The sequence below is a fragment of the Streptomyces sp. TLI_171 genome, from assembly GCF_003610255.1.
Lineage (GTDB): Bacteria > Actinomycetota > Actinomycetes > Streptomycetales > Streptomycetaceae > Kitasatospora.
Window position 1 is genome coordinate 243,797 of sequence record NZ_RAPS01000002.1, and the last position, 24,937, is coordinate 268,733.

General features: G+C 74.7%; 19 protein-coding genes and 3 pseudogenes. 8 read left to right on the plus strand and 14 right to left on the minus strand.

The features are described from left to right. Nucleotides 1–42: 42 nt before the first annotated feature. From BX266_RS37065 to BX266_RS37090, 6 genes are all read right to left on the minus strand, one after another. On the minus strand, nt 43–1,122 hold the full coding sequence (locus BX266_RS37065; RefSeq protein ID WP_099906897.1) for an ABC transporter ATP-binding protein: 1,080 nt from the start codon (nt 1,120–1,122) through the stop codon (nt 43–45). Continuing rightward, nucleotides 1,119–2,141 (minus strand): ABC transporter ATP-binding protein, encoded by a 1,023-nt coding sequence (locus tag BX266_RS37070; protein WP_259465223.1) that lies wholly within the window; start codon nt 2,139–2,141, stop codon nt 1,119–1,121. The genes BX266_RS37065 and BX266_RS37070 overlap by 4 nt, the downstream gene beginning before the upstream one ends. Before the next feature lie 8 nt (nt 2,142–2,149). Then, entirely contained in the window at nt 2,150–3,082 is a 933-nt protein-coding gene (locus tag BX266_RS37075; RefSeq protein WP_099906894.1) for an ABC transporter permease, read from the minus strand. After that, nucleotides 3,075–4,001, minus strand: a complete 927-nt coding sequence (locus tag BX266_RS37080) for an ABC transporter permease (protein ID WP_099906892.1) — start codon at nt 3,999–4,001, stop codon at nt 3,075–3,077. Before BX266_RS37080 ends, BX266_RS37075 begins: the two co-directional genes overlap by 8 nt. 106 nt (nt 4,002–4,107) lie before the next feature. Then, the gene (locus BX266_RS37085) at nt 4,108–5,751 is read right to left on the minus strand and encodes an ABC transporter substrate-binding protein (RefSeq protein ID WP_099906891.1); all 1,644 of its coding nucleotides are present in this window, start codon (nt 5,749–5,751) and stop codon (nt 4,108–4,110) included. A gap of 247 nt (nt 5,752–5,998) precedes the next feature. Then, nucleotides 5,999–7,222 carry an anhydro-N-acetylmuramic acid kinase gene (locus BX266_RS37090; protein WP_099906889.1) on the minus strand — a complete coding sequence of 408 codons (1,224 nt, stop codon included), beginning with the start codon at nt 7,220–7,222 and terminating at the stop codon, nt 5,999–6,001. 206 nt (nt 7,223–7,428) lie between these two features. Between BX266_RS37090 and BX266_RS37095 the strand changes: the two genes are divergently transcribed. After that, nucleotides 7,429–9,051: a glycoside hydrolase family 10 protein gene (locus tag BX266_RS37095; protein ID WP_099906888.1), complete on the plus strand. Its 1,623-nt coding sequence runs from the start codon at nt 7,429–7,431 to the stop codon at nt 9,049–9,051. A gap of 228 nt (nt 9,052–9,279) precedes the next feature. On the opposite strand, the gene dacB is transcribed toward BX266_RS37095, so the two are convergent. The 6 genes and pseudogenes from dacB to BX266_RS37125 all read right to left on the minus strand — a co-directional run bounded on the left by dacB (nt 9,280) and on the right by BX266_RS37125 (nt 17,769). Next, on the minus strand, nt 9,280–10,872 hold the full coding sequence (gene dacB / locus BX266_RS37100; protein ID WP_180290737.1) for a D-alanyl-D-alanine carboxypeptidase/D-alanyl-D-alanine-endopeptidase: 1,593 nt from the start codon (nt 10,870–10,872) through the stop codon (nt 9,280–9,282). Between the two features lie 110 nt (nt 10,873–10,982). Then, entirely contained in the window at nt 10,983–11,966 is a 984-nt protein-coding gene (locus BX266_RS37105) for a M23 family metallopeptidase (protein ID WP_143687079.1), read from the minus strand. 53 nt (nt 11,967–12,019) lie between these two features. Further along, nucleotides 12,020–13,369 carry a GH25 family lysozyme gene (locus BX266_RS37110; RefSeq protein ID WP_099906884.1) on the minus strand — a complete coding sequence of 450 codons (1,350 nt, stop codon included), beginning with the start codon at nt 13,367–13,369 and terminating at the stop codon, nt 12,020–12,022. Nucleotides 13,370–13,985: 616 nt separating this feature from the next. Next, nucleotides 13,986–15,428: pseudogene (locus BX266_RS37115) on the minus strand (glycoside hydrolase family 3 N-terminal domain-containing protein); the annotation flags it as partial. Continuing rightward, a complete protein-coding gene (locus tag BX266_RS37120) occupies nt 15,419–16,801 on the minus strand; it encodes a diaminopimelate decarboxylase (protein ID WP_099906879.1) in 1,383 nt (460 codons plus the stop codon). The gene BX266_RS37120 and the pseudogene BX266_RS37115, both read right to left, overlap by 10 nt. Then, nucleotides 16,798–17,769 carry a GNAT family N-acetyltransferase gene (locus BX266_RS37125; RefSeq protein WP_099906875.1) on the minus strand — a complete coding sequence of 324 codons (972 nt, stop codon included), beginning with the start codon at nt 17,767–17,769 and terminating at the stop codon, nt 16,798–16,800. The genes BX266_RS37120 and BX266_RS37125 overlap by 4 nt, the downstream gene beginning before the upstream one ends. Before the next feature lie 134 nt (nt 17,770–17,903). Between BX266_RS37125 and BX266_RS41420 the strand changes: the two are divergent. From BX266_RS41420 to BX266_RS41430, 4 genes and pseudogenes are all read left to right on the plus strand, one after another. Beyond that, nucleotides 17,904–18,383 (plus strand): annotated as a pseudogene (locus BX266_RS41420) (serine hydrolase domain-containing protein); the annotation flags it as partial. Nucleotides 18,384–18,445: 62 nt separating this feature from the next. Further along, nucleotides 18,446–19,024, plus strand: a complete 579-nt coding sequence (locus BX266_RS40640) for a serine hydrolase domain-containing protein (protein ID WP_310794854.1) — start codon at nt 18,446–18,448, stop codon at nt 19,022–19,024. 40 nt (nt 19,025–19,064) lie between these two features. Beyond that, nucleotides 19,065–19,310, plus strand: a pseudogene (locus BX266_RS41425) (MurR/RpiR family transcriptional regulator); the annotation flags it as partial. Between the two features lie 256 nt (nt 19,311–19,566). Continuing rightward, nucleotides 19,567–19,836, plus strand: a complete 270-nt coding sequence (locus tag BX266_RS41430; protein ID WP_399171336.1) for an SIS domain-containing protein — start codon at nt 19,567–19,569, stop codon at nt 19,834–19,836. Between the two features lie 1,844 nt (nt 19,837–21,680). Here the strand turns inward: BX266_RS41430 and BX266_RS39230 are convergent. Continuing rightward, nucleotides 21,681–21,881, minus strand: a complete 201-nt coding sequence (locus BX266_RS39230) for a hypothetical protein (RefSeq protein ID WP_183096896.1) — start codon at nt 21,879–21,881, stop codon at nt 21,681–21,683. On the opposite strand from BX266_RS39230, the gene BX266_RS37150 reads away from it, so the two are divergent. Next, on the plus strand, nt 21,839–22,825 hold the full coding sequence (locus tag BX266_RS37150) for an ABC transporter substrate-binding protein (protein ID WP_120314481.1): 987 nt from the start codon (nt 21,839–21,841) through the stop codon (nt 22,823–22,825). The two genes, BX266_RS39230 and BX266_RS37150, sit on opposite strands and share 43 nt — an antisense overlap. Nucleotides 22,826–23,028: 203 nt before the next feature. On the opposite strand, the gene BX266_RS40645 is transcribed toward BX266_RS37150, so the two are convergent. Continuing rightward, on the minus strand, nt 23,029–23,151 hold the full coding sequence (locus tag BX266_RS40645; protein ID WP_259465225.1) for a hypothetical protein: 123 nt from the start codon (nt 23,149–23,151) through the stop codon (nt 23,029–23,031). Between the two features lie 302 nt (nt 23,152–23,453). Here BX266_RS40645 and BX266_RS39485 point away from each other — a divergent pair, with 302 nt between their 5' ends. Beyond that, nucleotides 23,454–24,038: an ABC transporter permease gene (locus BX266_RS39485; RefSeq protein ID WP_220659712.1), complete on the plus strand. Its 585-nt coding sequence runs from the start codon at nt 23,454–23,456 to the stop codon at nt 24,036–24,038. Between the two features lie 437 nt (nt 24,039–24,475). Further along, nucleotides 24,476–24,931: an ABC transporter permease subunit gene (locus BX266_RS39490; protein ID WP_259465226.1), complete on the plus strand. Its 456-nt coding sequence runs from the start codon at nt 24,476–24,478 to the stop codon at nt 24,929–24,931. Nucleotides 24,932–24,937 lie beyond the last annotated feature (6 nt).

The following is a 24,937-nucleotide window of genomic DNA, read 5'->3' on the forward strand; positions in this document are numbered from 1 at the left end:
CCGGTGGTGCGGGCGCCGGCTCCCGGACGGGGCGGCGTCCTGTCAGGGGACCTTGCCGGTGGCGGTGTCCCCGGGCGATGGGACCTGCGCGGGCAGCGGGAAGTGGCAGGCCGTCGGGTGGTCGGTGTCGGGCCGCACGGTCAGTGCGGGCTCCTCCTGGGCGCAGCGCTCCCGGGCCTGCGGGCAGCGGGTGCGGAAGCGGCAGCCGGACGGCGGGTCGGCCGGGGAGGGCAGGTCGCCCTCCAGCAGGGCGACCTGCGCGCCGCGCAGGGTGGGGTCGGGTACCGGCACCGCCGCCAGCAGGGCCTGGGTGTAGGGGTGCTGGGGCGAGCCGTACACCTGCTCGCGGGTGCCGGTCTCGACGATCCGCCCGAGGTACATGACGGCGACCCGGTCGCAGAGGTACTGCACCACCGCGAGGTCGTGGGCGATGAACAGGCAGGCCAGGCCGAGGCGTTCACGCAGGTCGGCGAGGAGGTTGAGGACCTGGGCCTGCACCGAGACGTCGAGCGCGGAGACCGGTTCGTCGCACAGCAGCAGTTCCGGACCGAGCGCGAGCGCCCGGGCGATGCCGACCCGCTGGCGCTGCCCGCCGGAGAGCTGGTGCGGGTAGCGGTCGGCGTGGGCCGGGTCCAGGCCGACCAGGCGCAGGAGTTCGGCGACCCTGGCCGGGCGCTGCTTCCGGGGCAGGGCCTCTGGGTGGATGGCGAGCGGCTCGGCGACGATCCGGCCGATCGTCATCCGGGGGTCGAGCGAGGAGTACGGGTCCTGGAGGACGATCTGCACGCGGCGGCGCAGCGCGTGCAACTGCCGCCGGTCCAGGGCGAACAGGTCCTGCCCGTCGACCTCGACGGTGCCGGCGCTCGGGCGTTCCACGCCCATGAGGACGGAGGCCAGCGTCGACTTGCCGCAGCCGGACTCGCCGACCAGGCCGAGCGTCTCGCCGCGACGGAGTTCCAGGTCGACGCCGTCGACGGCCCGCACGGCGCCCCCGCTGCGGCGGCGGAACGGGCCGCGGCCGAGCGGATAGTGCTTGGCGAGGCCCCGAACCCGCAGGAGGGGCCGGTCCGGTTCCGGCGGGCTCGGGTCGGCCGCCGTGGGGACGTCGGTGCCGGTGCTCACGCTCGTCCTCCCGTGGCCAGGAGCTCGTCGGTGAAGTGGCAGGCGCTGCGACGCCCGTCGGCTGCCGCGCCGACCGGCAGCAGCGCGGGCCGTTCGCCGGCGCAGCGCGCCCGGGCGACGGCGCAGCGCGGGTGGAAGGCGCAGCCGGACGGCAGGTGTGCCAGGTCCGGCGGGGTGCCGGGGACGGGCACCAGCCGTTCGCTCGGGCGGTCCAGGCGGGGGACGGACTCCAGCAGCCCGCGGGTGTAGGGGTGGGCCGGGGCGGCGTACAGCCGGGGGGCGTCGGACTCCTCGACGGCGCGGCCGGCGTACATCACGGTGATCCGGTCGGCTACGGAGGCGACCACGCCGAGGTCGTGGGTGATCAGCAGCAGGCCCATGCGGGTCTCCCGCTGGAGGTCGGTGAGCAGCTGCATGATCTGGGCCTGGACGGTGACGTCGAGGGCGGTGGTCGGTTCGTCGGCGATGACGACCTCCGGGTCGAGGGCCAGCGCCATGGCGATCACGACGCGTTGACGCATGCCGCCGGAGAACTGGTGCGGGTAGTCGTCGACCCGGCGGGCGGCGGCGGGGATGCGGACCCGGTCCATCAGTTCGACGGCCCGGGCCCGGGCTTCCCGGCGGTTCAGACCGCGGTGGACGCGGAACATCTCGCCGATCTGGTGGCCGACGGTCAGCACGGGGTTGAGCGCGGACAGCGCGTCCTGGAAGACCATGGCGATGCGGGTGCCGCGGACCTTGCGGTGCTCGGCGTCGGAGAGCTGCAGCAGGTCGCGGCCGTGGAGGCGGACGGCGCCGCGGGTGACCAGGGCGGGCGGGGTCGGCAGCAGACCCATGACGGCCTGGGCGGCCACCGACTTGCCGGAGCCGGACTCGCCGAGCAGGGCGAGGGTCTCCCCGGGGTGCAGGGTGTAGCCGAGGCCGTTGACGGCCCGGACGGTGCCGCGCGGGGTTCGGAACTCCACGTGCAGGTCGTCCACTTCCAGCAGCGGGGGCGCGGGCGGGGGCGTGGCGGACACGGGGGCGCTCACCTCAGCTTCGGGTCGTAGGCGTCGCGGACCGCGTCACCGAGCAGGATGAAGCTCAGCACGGTGGCCGACAGGAACAGGGCGGGGAAGGCCAGCAGGTGCGGGTGGTCGAGGAAGTAGCTCTGCGCGGTGTTGAGTTGCAGGCCCCAGCTGACGGCCGGGTACTGCAGTCCGACGCCGAGGAAGTCGAGGGTCGCCTCGCCGGAGATGACGTTGCCGACGTTGAGCATCGCCACGACGACGACCGGCGTGATCGCGTTCGGCAGGACGTGCCGGAGCATCAGCCGGGACGGTCGGGCCCCGGTCATCCGGGCGGCCCGGACGTAGTCGGCGTCCTTGACCGCGATGACCTGGGAGCGCATCACCCGGGTCATGGTGCTCCAGCCGAGCGCGACCAGGACGAGCGTCATCGCGCCCAGGCCGTGCCGGGGGAACGCGACCAGGATGACGGTGGCGCCCAGGACGAACGGCAGGCCGAAGGCCACCTCGGTGGCGCGGGAGAGCAGGCTGTCCACCCAACCGCCGTAGAAGCCGGCCAGCAGGCCGAGGACCACGGACACCAGCAGCGCCCCGGTGGTGACCGCCGTTCCGGCGAGCAGCGAGGGGCGGCTGCCGCGGACGACCTGCGCCAGGTAGTCGCAGCCCTGGAGGTCGTAGCCGAAGGGGTGGCCGCCGGTCGGGCCGAGTTTGGACCGGGCGAGTTCGCAGCGGCCGTCGTCGTCGGTGAGCAGCGCGGTGAACAGGCCCGGGACGGCGGCCATCAGCCCGATCAGCGCGATCACCGCCAGGCAGGCCCACACCAGTGGGCGCGCCCGCAGTTGCCGCCAGGCGTCGCGGCTCAGCGAGGCGGGCCGTGCCTGCGGCGGCGCGGCGGCGTCGGCGGCGGGCGGCAGGAGGTCCTCGGTCGGGCCCGGCGGGTGGGGGCTAGTCATGGCGGATCCTCGGGTCGAGCAGGCCGTAGAGGAGGTCGACGACCAGGTTGGCCAGGATGAACACCAGCACCAGGGCGGTGGTGATGCCCACGACGGTGGGGCCCTCGCGCAGTTGGATCGACTGGAAGACCTGCTGGCCGATGCCGGGGAGGTTGAAGATGTACTCGGTGACGATCGCCCCGGCCATCAGGGAGCCGAGTTCCACCCCGAGGAAGGTGACGACCGGGATCAGCGAGTTGCGCAGGGTGTGCCCGATCACCACCCGTCGGCGGCTGAGGCCCTTGGCGTCCGCGGTGCGCACGTAGTCGGCGCGCAGGTTCTCCACCAGGGAGGCCCGGGTGAGGCGGGCGACGTACGCCAGGCCGAAGGAGGCCAGGACCAGGCCGGGCAGCACGTAGGCGGCGGGCCAGCCGGCGTCGCCGCCGGAGACCGGGAACCAGCCGAGCCGGACGCCCAGGACGAGTTGGGCCAGGTAGCCGACGACGTACACGGGCACCGCGATGACCACGGTGGTCGCGCCGAGCACCAGGTTGTCGGCCCAGCGGCCCTTGTTGAGGCCGGCCCACACGCCGAGGGCGATGCCGAGGACGACCTCGAAGAACCAGGCGGTCAGTCCGAGCCGGACGGTCACCTGCCACCGCTCGGCGATCACGTCGCCGACCGGCTGGCCTCGGAAGGTGGTGCCGAAGTCGCCGGTGAACAGGCCGCCCAGGTACTTGGCGTACTGCACCACCAGCGGGTCGTCCAGGTGGTAGCGCCGGTGCAGTTCGGCGAGCACGGACGGGGGGACGGGCCGGTCGCCGGCCAGGCCCTGGATCGGGTCGCCCGGCAGGACGAAGACCAGGGCGTAGATGAGGAAGGTGGTCGCCAGCAGCACGGGTATCGCGTGCAGCAGGCGCCGGGCGACGAATCTGCCCATGGGAGGCTGCCCCCGGGGGTCGGGGCCCGGCGGCCCGGTCGGGTGCCGGGCCGCGGCGGACGTGCGTACGGGGTGCCCTCGGCGGCCTGCGGGCCGCCGCGGACGGTCAGTGCCGGACGGTGACCTGGTCGAGGTGCAGGCCGGTGACGTAGGGGTCGATCAGCACGTGGCCGACCTTGTCGCTCCAGGCCGACTGGTCCTGCCAGTTCCACAGCGGGATCAGCGGCATCTGCTGGAGGGCGAGGTCCTCGGCCTGCTGGTAGGCGGCCAGGCCGTCCTTGCCGTCCTTCGCGGCGTTGCCCCGGGCGATGAGCGCGTCGAACTGCGGGTCGCTCCAGCCCATCCGGTTGTCGGGGTTGTACAGCCCGTCCAGGTAGTTCTGCATGCTCGGGTAGTCGATCACCCAGTTCTGGCGGTAGGGGCCGGTGCCCTGCCGCTTGTTGAGGATCGGGCCGAGGTCCGCGGAGGCCATCTTCTTGAAGGTGATGTCCTGGATGCCGAGGTTCTGCTTGAGCTGGTTGGCAACGGCGGTCATCCACTGCTCGTACGTGGGGTCGGAGTTGGAGAAGTACAGCTCCAGCGGGCCGCTGAAGCCGCCGGCCTTGTCGAACAGCGCCTTGGCCTTGGCCGGGTCGTAGGCGCACGCCTCGCCGCAGGCCCCGTCGCGGTGGCCGGGGATCATCGGGGCGACGATCGAGTCGGCCGGTTTGAAGACGCCGTTGTAGATGGCCTGGGTGACGCCGGGGCGGTCGATGGCCATCGACAGGGCGCGGCGCAGGTCGGGGTTCTTGAAGCGCGGGTCCCACAGCGGCAGGCCCAGGTAGTCCATGGTGCCGCTGGGTCGGACGGAGTAGCGGTCGCCGAAGGACCGCTTGGCCTCGGGGGCGCGGGCGGCGGGCACGGTCGTCATGATGTCGACGTTGCCGGCCTGGAGTTCGGTGAAGGCGGTGTCCTTGCTGGTGAAGATCTTGAAGGTGACGCCGTCGGCCATCGGCTTGCGGCTGCCGGCGTAGGCGGGGGCCTTCGTCAGGGCGATCTTCTGGTCGTGCGCCCAGTCGCCGTCCATCTGGAACGGGCCGTTGCCGATCGGGTGGGCGTCGAACGCCTTCGGGTCGGTGAACGCGGCTCTGGGCAGCGGCGCGAAGGCGGTGAACGCCAGCAGCATCGGGAACTGGCTGAACGGCGCGGACAGGGTGACCTGCAGGGTGGTGTCGTCGACCACCTTCAGGCCGGACAGCTTGTCGGACTTGGGCTGCTGGTCCTTGCCGGGGTTGAGGTCGGCGTAGCCCTCGATCTGGGCGAAGTAGTAGTTGGACTCCCAGCCGTTGGGGCCGTAGGCGGCGGCGTTCCAGGCGTCCGCGAAGCTCTGGGCGGTGACCTTCTCGCCGTTGTGGAACACGCCGTCCGGGCGCAGTTTGACCGTCCAGACCTTCTGGTCGGTCGACTCGACCGACGCGGCCGCCAGCGGCAGGACGTGGCCGTCCTTCGGGTCGAGGGTGACCGGGGTGTCGAAGAGTCCCTGGATGACCTGGATCGCGTAGCTGTCGGTGGTCTGGCCCGGCGTCAGGTGGTTGGGCTCGGTCAGGGCGACGGTGTAGGTGCCGCCGGGGGTGCCGGGGCCCTGGTCGGCGGAGTTCCCGCCGCCGTCGGCGGTGCCGCCGCAGGCGCAGAGCGCCAGGGCCAGGAGGGTGGCGGCCGCGAGGGCGGGCCAGGGGCGCGCGTGGGAGGGTCTGTGCCGGGGGGTGTGCATGGCCGCTGTGTTCCTCTCGGTTCCTGCCCGCGGGGCAGGAAGGGGGTACCGGAGACGGGGATGTGCGGTGCGGGTGCGCGGGAGGGCGGAGGCGGTCGGCTGCACTGCCGTCCGGGGCGGGGCGTACCGGTGGGCCGGTACGGGCCGCTGTCCTCCGCGGGCCCCCACCGTAGGGGCGGGCTCGCGTGCGCCGCGATGGACGGGATGTCGATGCCGGTCGCCGTGGTGCCGACACTCTGTCGATCCGTCAGGTGCCGTCGCCCGGCGGGTGGAACAGCGCCGCGGCCGGTGGGCGGCGGACCGGGGGCGGGTGCGGCAGGCCGCCGGGGCCCGGGGTGAGCGTGCCCAGCACCCGGGCGCCGCGGGCCCCGGTGCAGGACGGCACCGAAGCGGGCAGGCCGTGCACGGTGTGCCAGCCGAGGACGGCGAACGCCACGGCCTCCTTGGCGTCGGCGGGCAGGCCGGCCGTCTCGCTGGGGACCAGAGCCACCGCGGGCAGTTCGGCGGCGAGACGGGCGGTCAGGACGGGGTTGCGGCAGCCTCCGCCGGAGACCAGCACCTCCTGCAGGCCGTGCCGGCGCACCTCGTCGGCCACCGTGCGGGCGGTCAGCGCGACCAGGGTCGCCAGCAGTTCCGCGGTCGTCGGCCGCGTGAACCCGGCGTCCTGGTGCTCCGTCAGGACCCGTTCCAGGTAGGCGGCGTGGAACAGCTCCTTGCCGGTGGACTTCGGCGCCGGGCGCCGGTAGTAGGGCTCGGCCAGCAGCCGGGCCAGCAGCCGGTCGTCGACCCGGCCCCGGGCGGCGAGCGCGCCGTCGCGGTCGTAGCGCCGGCCGGTGGCGCGCAGCACCGCCGCGTCCAGCAGCGCGTTGGCCGGCCCGGTGTCGTACGCGGCGGGGGTGCCGCGGGCGGTGCGCGGGACGGTGAGGTTGGCGATGCCGCCCAGGTTCAGCGCGCCCCGGCGCACCCCGGTCCGGCCCGGCAGGCCGGCCAGCAGCAGGACGTCCAGCAGGGCGACCAGGGGTGCGCCCTGGCCGCCCGCGGCCACGTCCGCGGCCCGCAGGTCGGCGACCACCGGGGCTCCGGCGGCCTCCGCGATCCAGGCGGGGCGGCCCAGTTGGAGGGTGCCGCGCACCTGCCCGGCCTCGACCCAGTGGTAGACGGTCTGCCCGTGCGAGACCACCAGGTCGACGCCGCCGACGGCGGCGGCCGCCCCGGCCGCGGCAGCCGCGAAGGCGTGCCCGATCCGGGTGTCCAGGCGGCAGACGGCGGCCAGGTCGACCGGGTGCGGCGGGAGGGCGGCGGTCAGGTCGTCCCGCAACGCGTCCGGGTAGGGCGCCGCGCCGTGGTGCAGCAGCCGTCCGCGCAGCACCGGGCCGCCGTTGCGGGCGGGGCCGTCGTCGAGGACGAGGTCGACCACGGCGGTGTCGATCGCGTCGTGGGAGGTGCCGGACATCAGGCCGAGGACTTTCACCGTGTTCGCTCCGGGGTCGAGGTGGACGTGTCGTGCCGGGTGGTGTCCGCGGGAGCGGAAAGTTGTCTGACAGTGGAATCCGGCGCGCGGAGTGGCGAATCCCTTGACCGGCCGCTCGGCGCACCCGGCACAGTGGGCGCTCCCCGCCGGGAGTGCGCCGTCCGCGCCACCGAGCGCTCCCGTCCCTTCCAGCCCCCGGAGTCGCCATGTCGTCGTCCGATTCCCCCCGCCGCTCCCCCGCCCCGTCGCGGCGGTCGGTCCTCTCCGCGCTGGCCGTCGTCGCCTCCGGCGCCTGCGGCGGGCTGCTGACCGGGGCGGGCACCGGGTACGCCGCTGCCCCGGCGGCCGCCGGTCCCAAGGCGCAGCTGCGCGGCGTGTGGATCGCCTCGGTCGTGAACATCGACTGGCCGTCCGCGCCGGGCCTGCCGCCGGAACGCCTGCGCACCGACTTCCTCGGGCAGTTGGACCGGGCCGTCGCCCGCGGGCTGAATGCCGTCTTCGTCCAGGTCCGGCCCACGGCGGACGCGTTCTGGCCCTCCCCGTACGAGCCCTGGTCGCAGTGGATCACGGGCGTCCAGGGTCAGGACCCGGGGTGGGACCCGCTGGCGTTCATGGTCGGGGCGGCGCACGAGCGCGGCCTGGCCTTCCACGCCTGGTTCAACCCGTACCGGGTCTCCATGCAGCCGGACGTCACCGCGCTGGTGCCCGACCACCCGGCCCGCACCCACCCGGAGTGGACCGTCTCCTACGGCGGCAAGCTGTACTACAACCCGGGGGTGCCGGCCGCCCGCCGCTTCGCCCAGCAGGCGATGCTGGACGCGGTGCGCCGCTACGACGTCGACGGGGTGCACTTCGACGACTACTTCTACCCCTACCCGGTCAGCGGCCGGGACTTCCCCGACGACGACGCCTTCGCCGCGTACGGCGCGGGCTGGGACGACCGCGACGCCTGGCGCCGCAACAACGTCGACCTGATGGTGCGCGAGATGCGCGACCTGGTGCGCGCGGCACGGCCGGAGGCGTGCTTCGGCATCAGCCCCTTCGGGGTGTGGCGCAACGACAGCAGCGACCCCGCCGGCTCCCCCACCCGGGCGTTCCAGTCGTACGACGGCCTGCACGCCGACACCCGCGGCTGGGTCGCCAAGGGGTGGCTGGACTACATCGCCCCGCAGCTGTACTGGCACATCGGGCTGGCCGTGGCCGACTACGGCGCGCTGGCGCCGTGGTGGGCCGCCCAGACCGCCGGGACGGACACCCTGCTGTGGATCGGCCAGGCCGTGTACAAGGTCGCCGATCCGGCCCAGCCCGCTCCGTGGCAGGACCCGGCCGAACTCTCCCGCCACCTCGACCTGAACGCCACCCTGCCGCAGGTCAGCGGCGACATCCTGTTCAGCGCGAAGGACACCTGGGCCGACCGGATCGGTGCGGTCAGCCGCCTGCGGGCCGACCACTGGCAGCGGCCCGCCCTGGTGCCGCTGCTGCCCCGGCTGGCCGGCGGCGCCGCGCCGGGACGGCCCGGGGTGCGGGTCCGCCGCGGCGGCTCGGACGGTCTGGACATCGGCGTCCGGGGCGGCGGCGGCCACGGCCGGGACGGCGCCCGGCCGGCGCCGTTCCGGTACGCGGTCTACCGGTACGACACGGCCCCGGGGCGCGACCCGGTCCTGGACGCCGCCCACCTGGTGGCCGTCGTCCCGGCGGCCGTCGGCCGGTTCGAGGAACCGGAGGGCGTGCGCGACGCCTGGTACGTGGTCACCGCCGTCGACCGGGTCGGCCGGGAGGGCGTGCCGAGCGCCGCCGTCCGCACCCGGGCCCCGCACTCCGCCGAGTAGCGTCCGCGGCCGCCCGGTCAAGCGGGCCCCAGCCCCGCCACGGCCCGGTGCAACCGCCGGGCCTCGGCGGGCGCGGCCGGGCCTCCGGAGTCCGCCCCGATCACCAGCGGGCCGGGCGCGGTGGGGGGTGGTGGGCACAAGGGTTCCCCGTCTTCCGTCGTGGTGCGGAGTGGTTGTCGGTGCGGACCGTGCGGGGCGAGTGCCTCGGCGGCCCCGCCCCGCGGACGGTCAGTCCCAGGTGCGGCCGCGCGCGCCGGTCGACGGGGAGGGCTCGTCCGAGGGGTCGGCGCTGCCGCGTTCGACCTGGGCGCGCAGTTGCTCGGCCGGGGCCGGGCCCGCCGCGAGACGGACGGCGATCTGGTCGATGACGGGACGCGGGCTGGCTCCGGCGAAGTCGTTGACCAGGACGGCGAAGACGAGGTTGCGGCCCTCGGGCGAGGTGACGTACCCGGCGAGGGTGTTGACGCCGCTCATCGAGCCGGTCTTGGCGTGGACGTTCCCGGCCGCCGCGGTGCCCCGCATGCGGTTGGCCAGGGTCCCGCCGACCATCCGGTCGGGATTGCCCGCGATCGGCAGCGCCTCGTACCAGGTCGCGAACCAGGGCTGTTTGCGGGCGTGGGCGAGCAGCGCGGTGTAGCGGTCGGCGGTCACCAGGTCGTAGCGGGACAGGCCGGAGCCGTCGGCCTGGCGGGCCGGCGTGGGGTCGAGCCCGTTGCGGTGCAGGAAGTCGGCGGTACGGGCGAGTCCGGCGGACCAGCTGCCGTCGCCGTCGCCGACCCGGCCCATCTCCTTGACCAGGTGCTCGGCGATGCCGTTGTTGCTGAGCTTGAGGAACGGCACGAGCAGGTCGCCGAGCGGCGCCGAGTCGTGGTGGGCGACCCGGCGGGCCCCGTCAGGGGTGGCGGCGGCGACCGGGCCGCGGCCCAGGACGCGGACGCCGTGCCGGGCCAGGGCCGCGGCGAAGACGCGGGCGGTGACCTCGGCCGGGTCGTTTACGGTGACCCACTCGTCGTCGGGTCCGTTGTCGGCGGGCAGGCTGCCGGAGAGCACGATCTCGCCGGTGCCGTGGCGGCGGGTGACGTCGACGCTGTAGCCGCTGCCGGCCCCGCCGGTGGTGACGCTGCCGGTGATCTCCACGCCGGTGTCGGCGGGGACGACCCGCACGGCGGCGGGCTTGCCGGGCTCGCCCGGGGTGAGGGTGACCTGGAGGGTGCCCATGTCGTAGTCGGTGTCACTGGCGAGGGTCAGCGCGGAGATCTGCGGGCTGTAGTAGTAGGGCTCGTCGTCCCAGGCCCAGCCGCTGCCCAGCGGGACGTCGTCGTAGCGGGAGGCGTCGTAGTCCAGCGAGCCGGTCACCAGGCGCACGCCGCTCTCGGCGACCTGCCCGGCCAGGGCGTCGAGGTCCTGGGCCAGCAGGCTCGGGTCGCCGCCGCCGCGCAGGACGAGGTCGCCGCGCAGGACTCCGGCGTCGCTGCGACCGGCGGCCAGGACGTCGGTGCCGAAGCGGTATCCGGTGCCGAGCAGATCCAGCGCGGCGGCGGAGGTGACCAGCTTCATGGTGGAGGCGGGCAGCACCAGGTGCTGGGAGTCGTGCGCGTACAGGACTTCGCCGGTATCGGCGTCCACCACCTTCACGGCGGCCGTCGCGCCGGCCAGCCGCGGGTCGGTCAGCAGCCGGTCGAGGTCGGCGGTGAGCGCGGACGCGGTGGCGGCGGACGCCGGCGGCGGCGCGCTGCCGGCGGGGGCGAGCACGGTCAGCAGCCCGGCGGTCAGGGCGGCGACGGCCGGCAGGGCGAGGCGGCGGTGCGGGAGGAGGCGCATGCGGGGGCTCCTGTTCGTCATGACGGGGCGTCGGGCGGGAGCGGACCGCGGTGCGGCGGGTCCGCGGCGCGTGCCCCGCCCGGACCGGACGGGGCACGCGCCGTCGCCGGTCAGTAGAAGCAGCCGGTCGTCGGCAGCGACTGCGGGGACGGCGGGGTGGCGCCGTCCCACAGGGCGGCCAGCAGTTGCTGCGGGCAGACCGAGACGCCGCCGCGGAAGATCCCGAAGTGCAGGTGCGGGCCGGTGGTGTTGCCGGTGTTGCCGGTGTAGGCGACGAGTTGACCCGGCGTCACCCGGGTGCCGGTGGCGACCAGGCGGCTGTTGAGGTGGCAGTACTGGTAGGTGACGCCGTCGTCGCCGTCGATGGCCAGACCGTAGCCGCAGGCGTCGCTCGCGCCGCCGTTCTGGCGCGCGGTGCCGGAGGTGACGGCGAAGGCGTCGGTCCACTCGACGACCGGGATGTCGGCCGCCGGGTAGTCGTGGTGGGGCTGGAGCAGGCTGTCGCGGCCGCCGGAGACGGCCCCCTTGGGCACCACGAAGGCGTAGCCGCCGTGTACGCCGCTCCCGGCGGCCGCGCCGAGCAGGTACTGCCAGGTGGTGGGGCCGACGGTGCTGCCGCCGGTGAGCTGCCGGCCGGCCTTGAAGTCGTCGACGGCCGTGGTGGTGGCACCGGCGAACACGCCGTCGGTGGGCACGTCGTAGCCGATCTTCTGGAGCTGGAACTGCACCGCCCGGACGGCGTTGTCCTGGGTGTCCCCGGGCGAGACGGTGACGACCAGGGCGGCCCAGGTGTTGGGGCCGACGACACCGTCGGCGGTCAGGCCGTTGGCGCTCTGGAAGGAGACGACGGCGCTCCTGGTCTGCGCGTCGAAGTAGCCGCCGGCGACCAGGCTCTGGCCGCGCTGGCGCAGCAGGAACTGGAGGCTGGCGACGTCGTTGCCGCCGGCGCCCTGGGCGAGCACCGGCCAGGCGGGGGCGGCGGCGTGGGCGGGCACGGCGACGCCCAGGAGGGTCAGCAGGGCGGCCAGCAGGGCGGCGGCGAGGCGTGCCGGGGTGGCGCGCAGCGGTGTGTGCGGGGGGCGGGTGGTGGGCAACGTCGTTCCTGCCTCTCGATGGGGGACGGAGGTGGGGGCGCGGGTGGGGGAGGTCAGGAGGCGACCAGTGCCAGCCAGGTCGGTTTGAGCACGCCGCCGTCGGCGGGCAGACCCTGGGCGGTCTGGTAGGTCTGCGCGGCACTGCGGGTGCCGGGGCCGAACTGGCCGTCCACGGTGAGGGAGGCGCCGTGCGCGTTCAGTCCGACCTGGGCGGCCTTGACGGCGCTGCCGGAGGCGCCCTGGAGCAGCGTGCCGGTGAGGGACTGCCAGGTGGCCGACCCGACGGCGCCGTCGGCGCCGAGTCCGGCGGCGCTCTGGTACGAGACGACCGCGCTGCGGGTGCCGGGGCCGAACTGGCCGTCCACGGTGAGGGAGGCGCCGTGCGCGTTCAGCAGGTGCTGCAGCACGGTGACCCGGGTGCCGCTGTCGCCCTGCTGGGTGAGCGGCCAGGCGGGGGCGGCGGGCGCGGGCGGGGTGGTGGTGCCGGTGCCGAGGGCGAGGGCCCGGAGCTCGGCGGGGGTGCCGTTGAAGACGTCCTGGTCGCCGGGGAAGACGCCCGCGTCGGCGTACTGCCAGATGTGCTGCCCGGTCCAGCCGTTGGGAGCGGGGGCTGCGCTGCCGGTGTAGTTGGCCACGAACAGCGGGTAGGCGGCCGCGGCGGCGGAGTCTCCGGTGCAGGTGCGCCACCAGTCGGTGGTGGTGTACAGGCTGGGGTAGCGGCCGGTGCGGGCCTTGACCTCGTTGCCGAAGTCGAGGATCCAGGCGGTCATCGCGGAGGTGCTCAGCCCGAAGCAGGTCGCCCCGTAGGGGTTGTACTCGATGTCCAGCAGCGGCGGCAGGGTCGTGCCGTCGGCGCTCCAGCTGCCGCCGTGGTCGACGAAGAAGTCGGCCTGGGCTCTCCCGCCGGAGCGGTCCGGCAGGGCGAAGTGGTAGGCGCCGCGCAGGAGTCCGGCCGATGCCGAGCCGTTGTACTGGGAGGAGAAGGTCGGGCTGGTGTAGCTGGTGCCCTCGGTGGCCTTGACGTAGGCGAAGGAGGCCCCGGCGGCCGCGGTGGCGGCCCAGTCGACGTTCGGCTCGTACGCGGCCACGTCGAGGCCGAGCGGTCTGGCGCCGGCGGGCAGCGCGGCGGCGAGCGTCCCGGCCGGCTGGACGGTGCGGGCGCTGCGGGAGTCGGCGGTGGACGGGCGGGCGTCCGTGCCGGCCGCGGGGCGGCCGGCGAGGGTGGAGCCCAGGTGGTCGGCATCGGGGTGGGTGATCGGCCCGGGTGCACCCGCCGCGGCGGCCGGGGGCTCGGCCGCCGCGGGGGCGGGGGCGCCGAGGGCGGCGGCGCCCAGGGGGAGGAGGAGGGCGACGGCCAGGACGGCCGACCGGTGGTTCAGGAACGACGGCGCGCTGGGCGGCATGGCTGCTCCTGCAGACGGTGTGGGGGGCGGACCGGGAAGGGGAGTGCACCGGCCCGGGGACCAGTAGTGCGGAAATTGACGCCCCCGGCAAGGCCTGCGGCAGAAAATTTCCCTCCGTGCAACATGCCCGTCCGGCCTCAAGACCGCCGGAAAATACCAGTTCTGACGGACCATCAGACGATTTCCACCCAGTTGGGGGCCTGTCCGCGGCGGCGCACTCGACCCCGACTGCCCCGCCGCGGGCCGCACTGGTCCGCTCCGACTCCCACCAGTGCCGGTTGACGTGCAGACCGCTACGGCGGGAAGTTTCCGCCGCGCGGTCAGCCCCCAGGTACGCGGCCACCGCCTCCGCCGCAGCCGCGGCGCACACCCGTGCCGCGCCGTGCGGGACCACGTGGAGCCCGCCGCGGGGCGCCGACCGCGGCAGGCCGAACTCCACCACCACCGCGTCCGGCCGCCGGACGAGCAGGGCGGTGACCGCCGCGTCCATCCACGCGTGCCGGTGGGCGTTGCGCACCACCAGCACCAGTGTTCGGCCCTCGGCCGCGGCGCACAGGCGGTCCACGGTGCCGTCCGGGTCGTCCCGCGCCTCCTCCTGGCCCACCTGCCGCACCTCGGTGCCCGGCAGGAGCGAGGCCAGCGGTTCGGCCAGGCCCCAGACGGTGGCGGTGCTCACCGCGACCGTCGGCGTCGGCCGGAACTCGGCGACGCACGGGGCGCCTCGGCCCTGCGGCGGGACGCCGGCGGGCCGGGCCACCGCGAGCGCGCGGCGCGCCGCGAGCAGGCCCAGGGCCGGTCCGACCGGCGGCTCGGCGCGGTCCGCCGGCGTCCGCCCGTCCGCCGCCGCCGGCCCGTCGGGCCCCGGCGCACCCGGCGCACCCGGCGCACCCGGCGCACCCGGCGGGACCAACACCACCGGCGTACCCGCGCGGTGCCCGGCCGGGCCTCCCGCCGTCCCACGGACGTGCCCGCTCCCGCGAGCTGCGGCGGCTCCCGGGTCGGCGCCTCCCGCCGTCCCCGCTCGGGCGCCCGCACGGAGCGCGCGGGCCCAGCGGGCGAAGTCGGCGACCCGGGCGGCGGCCTCGGCGAGGCGCTCCTCGGGCAGGTCTCCGGTGCGGACCGCCCGCGCGACGGCGGTGCGCAGCGCGTCGTACTCCTCGGCCGCGCCGCGGTCGCCGAGGCACACCAGGTCGGCCCCGGCCGCCAGCGCTCGCACCGCCGCACCGGCGTGGCCGTAGCGGTCGGCGACCGCGCGCATCTCGACGGCGTCGGTCACCACCAGCCCGTCGAAGCCGAGCCGGTGGCGGAGCAGGCCGGTGAGGATGCGCGGGCTGACCGTCGCCGGGTGGTCCGGGTCGAGGGCGGGCAGCAGGATGTGGGCGGTCATCACGGCCCGTGCCCCGGCCGCCGCTGCGGCCCGGAACGGCGGGAGGGCGACGCGTTCCAGTTCGGCGAGGTCCGCGGTGACGGTCGGCAGGCCGAGGTGGGAGTCGACCACGGTGTCGCCGTGCCCGGGGAAGTGCTTGGCGCAGGCGGCGGCGCCGCCCTGCTGGAGGCCGCGCACCCACGCGGCGGTGTGCCGGGCCACCAGCGCGGGGTCGGCGCCGAAGGAGCGCACGCCGATCACCGGGTTGCGCGGGTCGGAGTTGACGTCGGCGTCCGGCGCGTAGTCCAGGTCGATGCCGAGGGCGGCCAGTTCGCGGCCGATCGAGCGGGCCACCGCGCGGGTCAGGTCCTCGTCGTCGACGGTTCCCAGCGCGAGGTTGCCGGGCCAGGAGGAGCCGGTCGCCCACTCCAGCCGGGTGACGTCGCCGCCCTCCTCGTCGACGGCGACCAGCACGTCCGGGTTCTCCGCGCGCAACTGCGCCACCAGGGCCCGGGCCTGCGCGCGGCCGCCGGGCGGGGGCGCGAAGTTGCGGCCGAACAGCAGGACGGAGCCGAGTCCGCCGGCCAGGCGGCGGCGGATCCAGTCGGGGGCGGTCAGACCCGTGAAGCCGGGCTGCAGCACGCCGTCGGCGAGCCGCAGCAGGGCCGGGTCCTCCGGCGCGCTCACCGCCACGCCCCGTCCGCGGTCACCGGCGCACCGCCCGGAAGCTCGCCGAGGGTGCGGGCCACCACGTCCTCGACGGTCTCCTGCCGGTGCAGCAGGCTGAAGCGGACCTCGCCGCCGTCGTCCACCTCGTAGGCGTGGACGGCGGGCTGCGGGAGGCTGTTGTAGTGGAACGGGGTGGAGAAGTAGTACGCGCCGGTGTCGGGCAGCACCACCAGGTCGCCCGGTGCCAGCAGCGGCAGTTCGCGGGCGCGGGCCACCAGGTCGCCGGCGAAGCAGCACGGTCCGGCGACGTCCTGCGGCACCGTGCCGTCGGCGCCGCCGGCGGGGGGCCGCGGCAGGCCGTCGGGGTCGTAGGGCAGCACCCGCAGCGGCCAGGCGTCGGGGAGGAAGACGGTGCGGGCGGCGACCTGCACGCCGGCGTGGGTCAGGGCGATCGCCCGGCCGCCGGAGCGCTTGGTGTACTCCACCCGCGTGGCCAGGAAGCCGTTCTTGGCCAGCAGGGCGCGGCCGAGTTCGGTGACCAGCCGATAGCGGCCGCCGAACAGGCCGGGGGCGCCGGACCGGAGCGCGGCGACCTGGTCGGCGAAGGTCGGGTCGTCGCGGTCGTCGGCGAAGTTGACGGGCAGTCCGCCGCCGACGTCGATGCCGTCGACGCGGGCCGCGCCGGCCCGGCGGTCGATCTCCTCGGCCAGCGCGACCACGGCTGCGACCCCGGCCGCGGACAGTTCCAACGGGCAGCCCTGGGAGCCGACGTGCACGTGCAGCCAGCGCAGCCAGGGCCGGGCCAGGAAGGCGTCGACGATGCGCTCCCGGTTGCCGGGGTCGCCCAGCGCGATGCCGAACTTGGACTCGTGGCCCGCGGTGGACATCGCCGCGATGGCACCGATCCCCACCTGCGGGTTGATCCGCAGGCCGATCCGGGACGCGGTGCCCGAACCGGCCACCAGGGCGTCGACGCGCCGCAGTTCCTGGAAGTTGTCGATGTTGACGGCGACTCCGGCGGCGAGCGCCGCGCGCAGTTCGGGGCGGGTCTTGGCGGGCGAGTCGAGCACCAGTTGACCGGGGCCGAATCCGGCGGCCAGGGCCTGTGCCAGTTCGCCGGGGCTGGCCACCTCGCAGCCCAGTCCGAGCCCGCGCAGCAGGCGCAGCACCGGTACCAGGCTGTTGGCCTTGGCCGCGAAGGTGTGCTCGACGTTCTCGCCGGCGGGCCAGGCGGCGTGCAGGGCGGCGGCGCTCTCCGCGATGCCCCGCAGGTCGAGGAAGGCCGCCAGGGGCGTGTCGTCCGGGTCGAGCAGCCCGGCACGGACGGCGGCGCGCACCGCGAGGTCGCGCCGCCGGGTCCGGTCGGCGGCTCGGGGTGCGGCGCCGGGGAGGGTCATGAGCGCTGCTCCTGCGGGAGGGCGGGCAGGACGGGCACGTGCGGTTCCTTCTGGTAGAGGCGGAACACCCGGTGCAGCCGGGCACCGACCGCTCGAGCGTAGAACCGGTACGGGGCGATCCAGGCGATCTCGGACTCGGCGAGGCCCGCCTCCTGCTGGTCGCGCAGGCAGCGGCGCAGCAGGACGGCTCCGACGCCGCGGCCGCGCTGGGACTCAGCGGTGCCCATCGGCCCGAACCAGGCGTCGCGGTTGACGCCGTGGCAGGCGAAGCCGACGAACTCCTCGGCGGCGCCGTCGCCCTGCACCGCGACGTGGCAGCGCGGCGGCTCGTGGGCGAGCGCGGCGGCCGCCTCCTCGGCCCAACTGCCGCCCCAGCCGCGCATCCAGGCGAGGAAACGGGGGGCGTCCTCGGGGCGGGCGCGGCGCACCCGCACACCGAGGGCGGCGAGCCTCCGTTCGTCGTCGGCGGTGGCCAGGTCGGTGTCGGTCAGGTCGGTGAGCATGTTGAACGCGTCGGCGGTGTGCTCGTACCCGGCGGCCTCCACCAGGCACACGGCGGGGGTGTAGCGGATGTCGAGTCCGGGCCAGGCGTAGTGGGGCGGGGTGCCGCGGACGACCAGGCGGGTGGCGCCGGCCGCCAGCAGGCGTTCCTCGATGCCGGCCAGCAGGGTGCGGCCGTGGCCCTGCCCGCGGTGCCCGGGGGCGACCGCGAGCAGGGTGGTGTGCCCGGCGCGCGGGCGCGGACCGTCGGGCTGCGGGGCGAGCCGACCGAGGGCGAGGCCGGTGACGACGCCGTCGGCCTCGGTGACGACCCGCAGGTCGGGCCGGTCCGCCGTGAGCTCCCACAGCAGCGTCAGCACCCTGGCCGCGTCGGGGTCGTGGACGAGCGAAGCGGTCACGATTCCGCGCAGTCCGGGGAGGTCGCCGTGGTGCGCGGTGCGCAGCACGGGTGGTGCGGCGTCCCTCATGCTGTCCGTCCAATCCGTTGCTTGATAACATGATTGAGCTTTCGAGCGGTGGAAAAATACCAACGATCGCCCGGGGCCACCAGACCTCCCCCACCCCGGCGCGTACGGCCCGGCACGTGGAGCAAGCCATGACGATGATCCGTCCTGCACCCGGCGACCCCGAGCAGCTGGCCCGCGGCGCCGCCGCGGCGGCCGCGCTCGTCGCGGCCGCCGTCGCCTCCGGCGGCCTGCCGGGGGCGGTCCTGGCCACCGGGTGGGGCGCGCAGGGTGAACCGCTGGTGCGCGCCTTCGGCCGCACGGCGGCGACCGGCCCGGCCGCCCCGGTCACCGCCGACACGGTCTACGACCTCGCCTCGCTCACCAAGGTCACGGCCACGCTGCCCGCCGTCCTGCGGCTGGCCGACACCGGGGCGCTGGGCCTGGACGACCCGATCCGCCGCCACCTGCCGGGGTTCACCGGGGCGGGCAAGGACGCGGTGACGGTGCGTCACCTGCTGAGCCACTCCTCGGGTCTGCCCCCGCACCGGCCGTTGCACGAGCTGCCCGGGACGCCCGCCGACCGGTTGGCCGCCGCCCTGGCCGAGCCGCTCGTCACCGCGCCCGGCACCGCGGTCGCCTACTCCGACCTGGGGTTCGTCGCGCTGGGCGAGGTCGTCCGCGCGGTGTCGGGGCGCCGCTGGACCGGGCCGTTCGGGAGCTGGTGCTGGACCCGCTCGGCCTGGCGGACACCCGCTACCGGCCGCCCGCCGACTGGCACGGCCGCACCGCCGCCACCGAGCCCCGGCCCGACGGGAGCGTCCCGGTCGGGACGGTGCACGACGAGAACGCGGCGGCGCTGGGCGGGGTGTGCGGCCACGCCGGCCTGTTCGGCACCGCCGGTGACCTGGCCCGCTACCTGCAGCGCGGCTGGCTGGCCGTCGACTCGCCGATCCTCTCCCCTGACGTCCGCGCCGAGGCGCTGCGCTGCCACACCGAAGGGCTGGGCGGCCGCCGTGGGCTGGGCTGGACGCTGCGCGGCGACCGCTGGGACCACATGGCGCGGCACTGGCCGTCCGACGGCGCCGGGCACACCGGCTTCACCGGCACCAGCGTGGCCCTCTCCCCGTCCGGCGGCCCGTGGGCGGTGCTGCTGACCAACGGCGTCCACCTCGGCCGGGACGCCTCGGTGGTCGTGGCGCTGCGGCGGGCGGTCTGCGACGCTCTGACGAATCCGGATCCCGGTCCGCGGACCCCGCCCGGCGCCCGACCTGCCTGAGCCCTGCACGCCCCGGTCCTCTCCACGCAAAGGAACCCCGATGACAGCAGCCGACGGAACCCGCCCCAGGCGCAGGTCCGCCGCCCGCCCCGCCGCCGCCCCCGCGCCCAGCGGCCCGCCGCAGACGGTGCTCGTCCAGATCCGGGCGCTGCTGCCCTCGCTGGCGCCCGCCGAGCGCCGGGTCGCCGAGGCCGCGCTCGCCGATCCGGCGAACGTGGCCGCGCAGACCATCAGCGAGCTGGCCGCCGAGTGCCGCACGTCGGAGACCACCGTGATGCGGTTCTGCCGCACGCTCGGCCTCAAGGGGTACCCGGACCTGCGGATCGGCCTGGCCTCGGCGGCCAGTGTCGAGGAGAGCAGCGCCGGTTGGAGCGCGGTCGGCGCGGACATCGGGCCGCGCGACTCGCTGGCCGACATCGTCGCCAAGCTCGGCTTCGCCGACGCCCGCGCGGTCGAGGACACCGTCGGCCAGCTCGACCTGCACGCCTTGAAGCGGGCGGTGGACGCGGTCTCCTCGGCCGACGGCATCGACGTGTACGGGGGTGGGGGCGAGCGGCCTGGTCGCCCTGGACCTGCAGCAGAAGCTGCACCGGATCGGCCGCCGGGTCAACGCCTGGGTGGACCCGCACATCGCGCTGACCTCGGCGGCGCTGCTGCGCGGCGGCGACGTGGCGATCGGGGTGTCGCACACCGGCGACACCGCGGCCCACCGTCGAGGTCCTCGCGGAGGCGCGGCGCAACGGAGCCACCACGGTGGCGATCACCAAACTTCCCGCGCTCGGAGATCACCGAGCACGCCGACCACGTGCTGACCACGGCGGTGCGCGAGACCACCTTCCGCTCCGGTGCGATGGCCAGCCGGATCGCCGCGCTCACGGTCGTGGACTGCCTCTTCGTCGGGGTGGCCCAACGCCACCGGGCCGCACGCTGAAGGCCCTGGAGCGCACCTACGCAGCGGTGCGCAACCACCGCCTGTAGGCCGCGCGCCCGCGGCGGGCCGTGGCCCGGCCCGCCGCGGGCGCGCCCGGCAGGCGTCAGATCGGCTGCGCCTCCAGGGCGTCGGCCACCCGCCCGCGGGCGGCGGCCAGGCGGCGGCGCCCCTCGTCGGGCGCGCAGTCGGCCAGCAGGCAGACCAGGGCCGGTCTTCAGTTCGCCGTCCGCCCCGGCGAGGGCGTGCGCGCAGGGCTCCTCGTCGAGTCCGGTGGCCTCCATCAGGGATGGTCACCAGTCGGCCGCGCAGCTTGGCGTTGCTGGCGGAGACGTCCACCATCAGGTTGGAGTAGGTGCGCCCCAGCGCCACCATCACGGCGGTGGAGAGGCCGTTGAGGACGAGCTTGTGGGCGCTGGCGGCCTTGAGCCGGGTGGAGCCGGCGATCGCCTCGGGGCCGGTGTCGACGGCGACGTGCACGTCGGCCAGGTGCGCGAGCGGCGCGCCCGGGTTGGCGCTGACCAGGACGGTGAACGCCCCGGCGGCCCGGGCGGTGGCCAGCGCGCCCGCCACGTAGGGGGTGCGGCCGCTGGCGGCGACGCCCACCGCCACGTCACCTGGTCCCACCTCGGCGGCGTCGCAGGCGCGAGCTCCTCGCTGTCCTCGCTGCCCTCGACGGCGGTGACCAGCGCGGCCGGGCCGCCCGCGTGGTGGGCGACGACGATGCCGGAGGGCAGCGAGAAGGTGGGCCGAGCTCCGCCGCGTCGACCACGGCGGTGCGTCCGGAGGTGCCCGCGCCGAAGTAGTGCAACCGGCCGCCGCCGCGCAGCCGTTCGGCCGTGGCCTCCACCACGGCCGCGAAGCCGGGGCAGCACCTCGGCCACGGCTGCGGGGACGAGGGCGTCCTCGGCGTTGAGCAGCCGCAGGACGTCGAGCGGGTCGGCCCGGTCGATGCCCAGGGTGCGGGGGTTGCGCCGCTCGGTGGGCGACACGACGCGGACGGAACGGCTCGGGGTCATCGGGTGTCCTCTCGGTTTCTGCCATCGTCGTGCCCGTTACGTTGTTTTGCAACATCGCCTCCCGCCGCTTTGGTTGCTTTGTACCTGTCGGGGCGTCAACAACCCCCAGCTCCAAGCGAGTCATCGAGTTACGAACGTCAAACCTTCCGCGTAACTCATTGACGAAAGCGGGTCACGGCTCCTACGGTCGGCGCACTGCAGCTGCGCCCTCACGCACCGGTTGATCGGAGTCCCGCTCCCATGAAGAACGCCAGAACGCGCAGTCCTCCCCTCGCGGCCGCCCCTCCTGCTCGGCGGGACCGCGGCCTGCTCCCCCGGCGCGGGGTCCTCGGACTCCGCCGGGGGCGGAACGTTCACCACCATCGACGGCAACCACCGATCTCGGCCGGCGCCCCGATGAACCCGTTCAACGCCGCCGGGCAACACCTTCCTCGGCTACGACACCATGCAGTTGGGCTTCACCAAGAAGAACCCGCAGGACCCGAACGACTTCTTCCCGGGCCTGGCCAGGAGCTGGAAGACCACCGACACCTCGATCACGGTCGAGCTGGAGCCCGACGCCAAGTGGTCCGACGGCGCGCCCGTCACCGTCGAGGACGTCAGGGCGTTCGCTGGCCATCGCGCTCACCCAGGGCTCGGCCACCATCGGGGCCGGCCTGCTCACCCAGGGCCTGGACGTCGCGGAGGTCAAGGAGACCGCGCCGCACACCTACGAGATCAGCCAGGTGCCCGGGGCGAGGAACATCCAGTTCCGCGCCCTGGTGCTCACCCAGAAGATCGTCCCCGCCTCGGTGTACGGCTCCCTGCTGCCCGCCGACGTCTGGGAGGTGATCCACGCCAGCCAGAGCGCCGACCCGGCGCAGGCCGATGCGGCGAAGGCAGCCGTCGACAAGCTCAACGAGATCGGCAAGAAGGTCTCCGCGTTCGCCCCCGCCAAGGACGTCTCGGCCGGGCCCGTTCGTCATCACCCGGGTCAATCCGGGCTCCGCGGTGCTCGACCGCAACCCGCACTTCTTCGCCGCGGACAGGATCGGCCCCAAGCAGGTGGTCGTGCGCAACTACACCGGCAACGACCAGATCTGGAGCTACATGACCAACGGCGAGCTGGACGCCGCGCCCGTCACCGCCATCCCCGACAACGTGCTCCAGCGCATCCTGAAGGCGGGCAACCAGCGCGTCGACGCCATCAACTACGTGGACGCGGCGCTGGCCTTCAACCAGAGCGTCGCCCCGTTCGACAAGGTGGAGGTCCGCCAGGCCCTCGCGCACGTCATCGACCGCGAAGCCGTCACCAAGGTCGGCCAGCCGGCCGGCGGCACGGCGTCGAAGGCCACCACCGGCCTGATCGACAAGGTCGCCGAGAAGTGGCTCACCTCCGAGCAGCAGGCAGCGCTCGACCCGTTACCGGCACGACGAGGCCAAGGCCGCCGAACTCCTCCAGCGGGCCGGGCTCACCAAGAAGGACGGCGCCTGGCATCTGCCCGACGGCACGGCCGTGGGAACCCATCACGCTGCAGACCGTCAACGGCTTCAGCGACTGGATCGCCGGCGGCACCGATCGTCGCCAACCAGACTGACGCCTTCGGCATTTCCGACCAAGACCGCGCTGACCGCCGACTTCAGCACCTACAAGAAGGAGATGGCGGACGGGCAGTATCCGGTCGGCTTCTGGCTGACGGCCCTGGGCCCCGGCACCGACGCGGCCTTTCCAGCGCCTCTACGGCGCGGACGACGGCTTTCACCCGCGATCGGCGCGACCGTCACCCACAAGTCCGGCCAGGGCTCGGGCAACTGGGCTCAACACCCCGACCTCCTTCGCCCTCGACGGCGCCACCGTCAACCCCGGTGAGCTGACCGCCCGGCTGACCGTCCTCAAGCCCGCGAGCAGAAGGAGGTCGTCCAGCAGCTGGCCCGGCTCTCCAACCAGCAGGTGCCGGTCATCCAGATCTGGGACTACACCAACGTCCAGTTCGTGACGACAAGCGGTTCACCAACTTCCCGAAGTCCGGTCAGGACGGCCTGCTGAGCAACTCGCCCGGCGTGTGGATGATGCAGGGCTACGTCCAGCCCAGGAAGAAGTAGCGCCGGATGAAGGCTTCCTCCTCCGGCTCGCGGCCAAGCTGGCCGCCGGCCTGGCGATGGTGTTCACCGTCGCCACCTTCACCTTCTTCCTCGTCCACGCACTCCCGGGCAACCCCGGCGACGCCGCCTACGAGTCGTACGTGCTGGCGGCATGCCGCCCGAATGGCCAGGGCCAAGGTCGCCGTGGTGTACGGGTTCACCTCGCACGAGCCCTTGCCGGACCAGTACCCTGGGCTACCTGGGCCAGTTGCTCCACGGCAACCTGGGGGTGTCCATCTCCTACAGCGGCGTCCCGGTCGCGGACGTGATCCGCGCGGCCGTGCCCCTGGACGGTGCTGCCGGTGCTGTCCGGCGGTGCTCAGCTTCCTGGGTCGGGCTGCACCGCCGGTGTGGTCGCCGCGTGCGGCGCAACTCCCGCAGCGGGGGCCTGCTGTCGCTGTCCGGCTCGCTGATGGCGGGCGTGCCGTCCTTCGTGCTGGCCCTGCTGCTGGTTCCTGTTCCACACCCTGTGGAACGTGCTGCCCTACGGCGACACCAGCGACGTGACCATCGCCCCCGGCTTCACCCCGAGTACCTGGGCTCGGTCGCCACCCACGCCGTGCTGCCGGTGGCCACCTACGCGCTGCTCGCCTACGGCGGCTGGCTGCTGACCATGAAGTCCAGCGTGGCCTCCGTCCTCGGCGACGACTTCATCCTCGCCGCCGAGCTGCGCGGCATCGCCCCGGCCACCCGGATGCGCTACGTCGGCCGTAACGCCGTGCTGCCGCTGTTCACCACGCTCGCCCTCTCGGTCGGCCACATGTTCGCCGGGTCGGTGCTCATCGAGGACGTCTTCGACTACCCGGGCCTCGGCAACCTGCTGCTGAAGAGCATCGGCAACCGGGACTACCCGCTGATGGGCGGCGCCTTCCTGCTGATCACGGTGACCATCGTGGTCGCGAACATCCTCGCCGAGATGCTGTACTCGGTGATCGACCCCGGGTGAGGCGATGACCGTGACCTTCCTCTCCGGCCCCCGCCGCCCCGCGCCCTCCTCCCGCCGCACCGGACCCTGCGGGTGCTGACCCGGCGCCCGGCCGGGTCGTCGGACTGGGCATCATCACGCTGTTCGCCCTGATGGCCGCCTTCGGGCCACTGCTGTACCCGGGACGATCGCCGTCGACCCGGAAGCCGTCTACGCCCCGCCCAGCGCGAGCACTGGCTCGGCACCGACTTCGCCGGCTCCGACGTGCTCCAGGAGGTGGTGGTCGGCGCCCGCTACGTGCTGCTCACCCGGCGGTCGCGCCCTGGTCGCCGCCGCCGTCGGCACCCTGGTGGCCTGGTCGCGGGCTTCCGGCGCGGGCTCGCGGACTCCGGCCTGATGCGGGACCGACTTCGTCCTCACCCTGCCCGGTCTGCCGCTGCTGATCGTGCTGTCACGCTGTGGAGCTTCACCAGCGCGTTCCAGATGGGCCTGGTGCTGGGCGCCACCGGCTGGGCGGCATCGCCCGCGCGGTGCGCGCACAGACCCTGTCGCTGCGCGAGCGCGGGTTCCTGGAGGCCGCCCGCGGCCTGGGCCTGTCACAACGGCACATCCTGCTGCGCGAGTTGCTGCCGAACATCGCACCCTACGTGGCGATGAACCTGCTGCTGTCGGTGATCGGCTTCATCGGGGCCGAGGTCGCGCTGTTCTTCCTCGGCGTCGTGCCGTTCTCCAGCGAGAACTGGGGAGTGATGCTCAACCAGGCGGTCTTCTCCGGCGGCGTGATGAGCAGCCCGGAGGCACTGACGTACCTGCTGGCGCCGCTGACCTGCATCCTGCTCATCACCCTCGGCATCGTCCTGTTCATGGACGCCGTCGACGAACTGTTCAACCCGAGACTGCGGGAGCGGTCATGACCAATC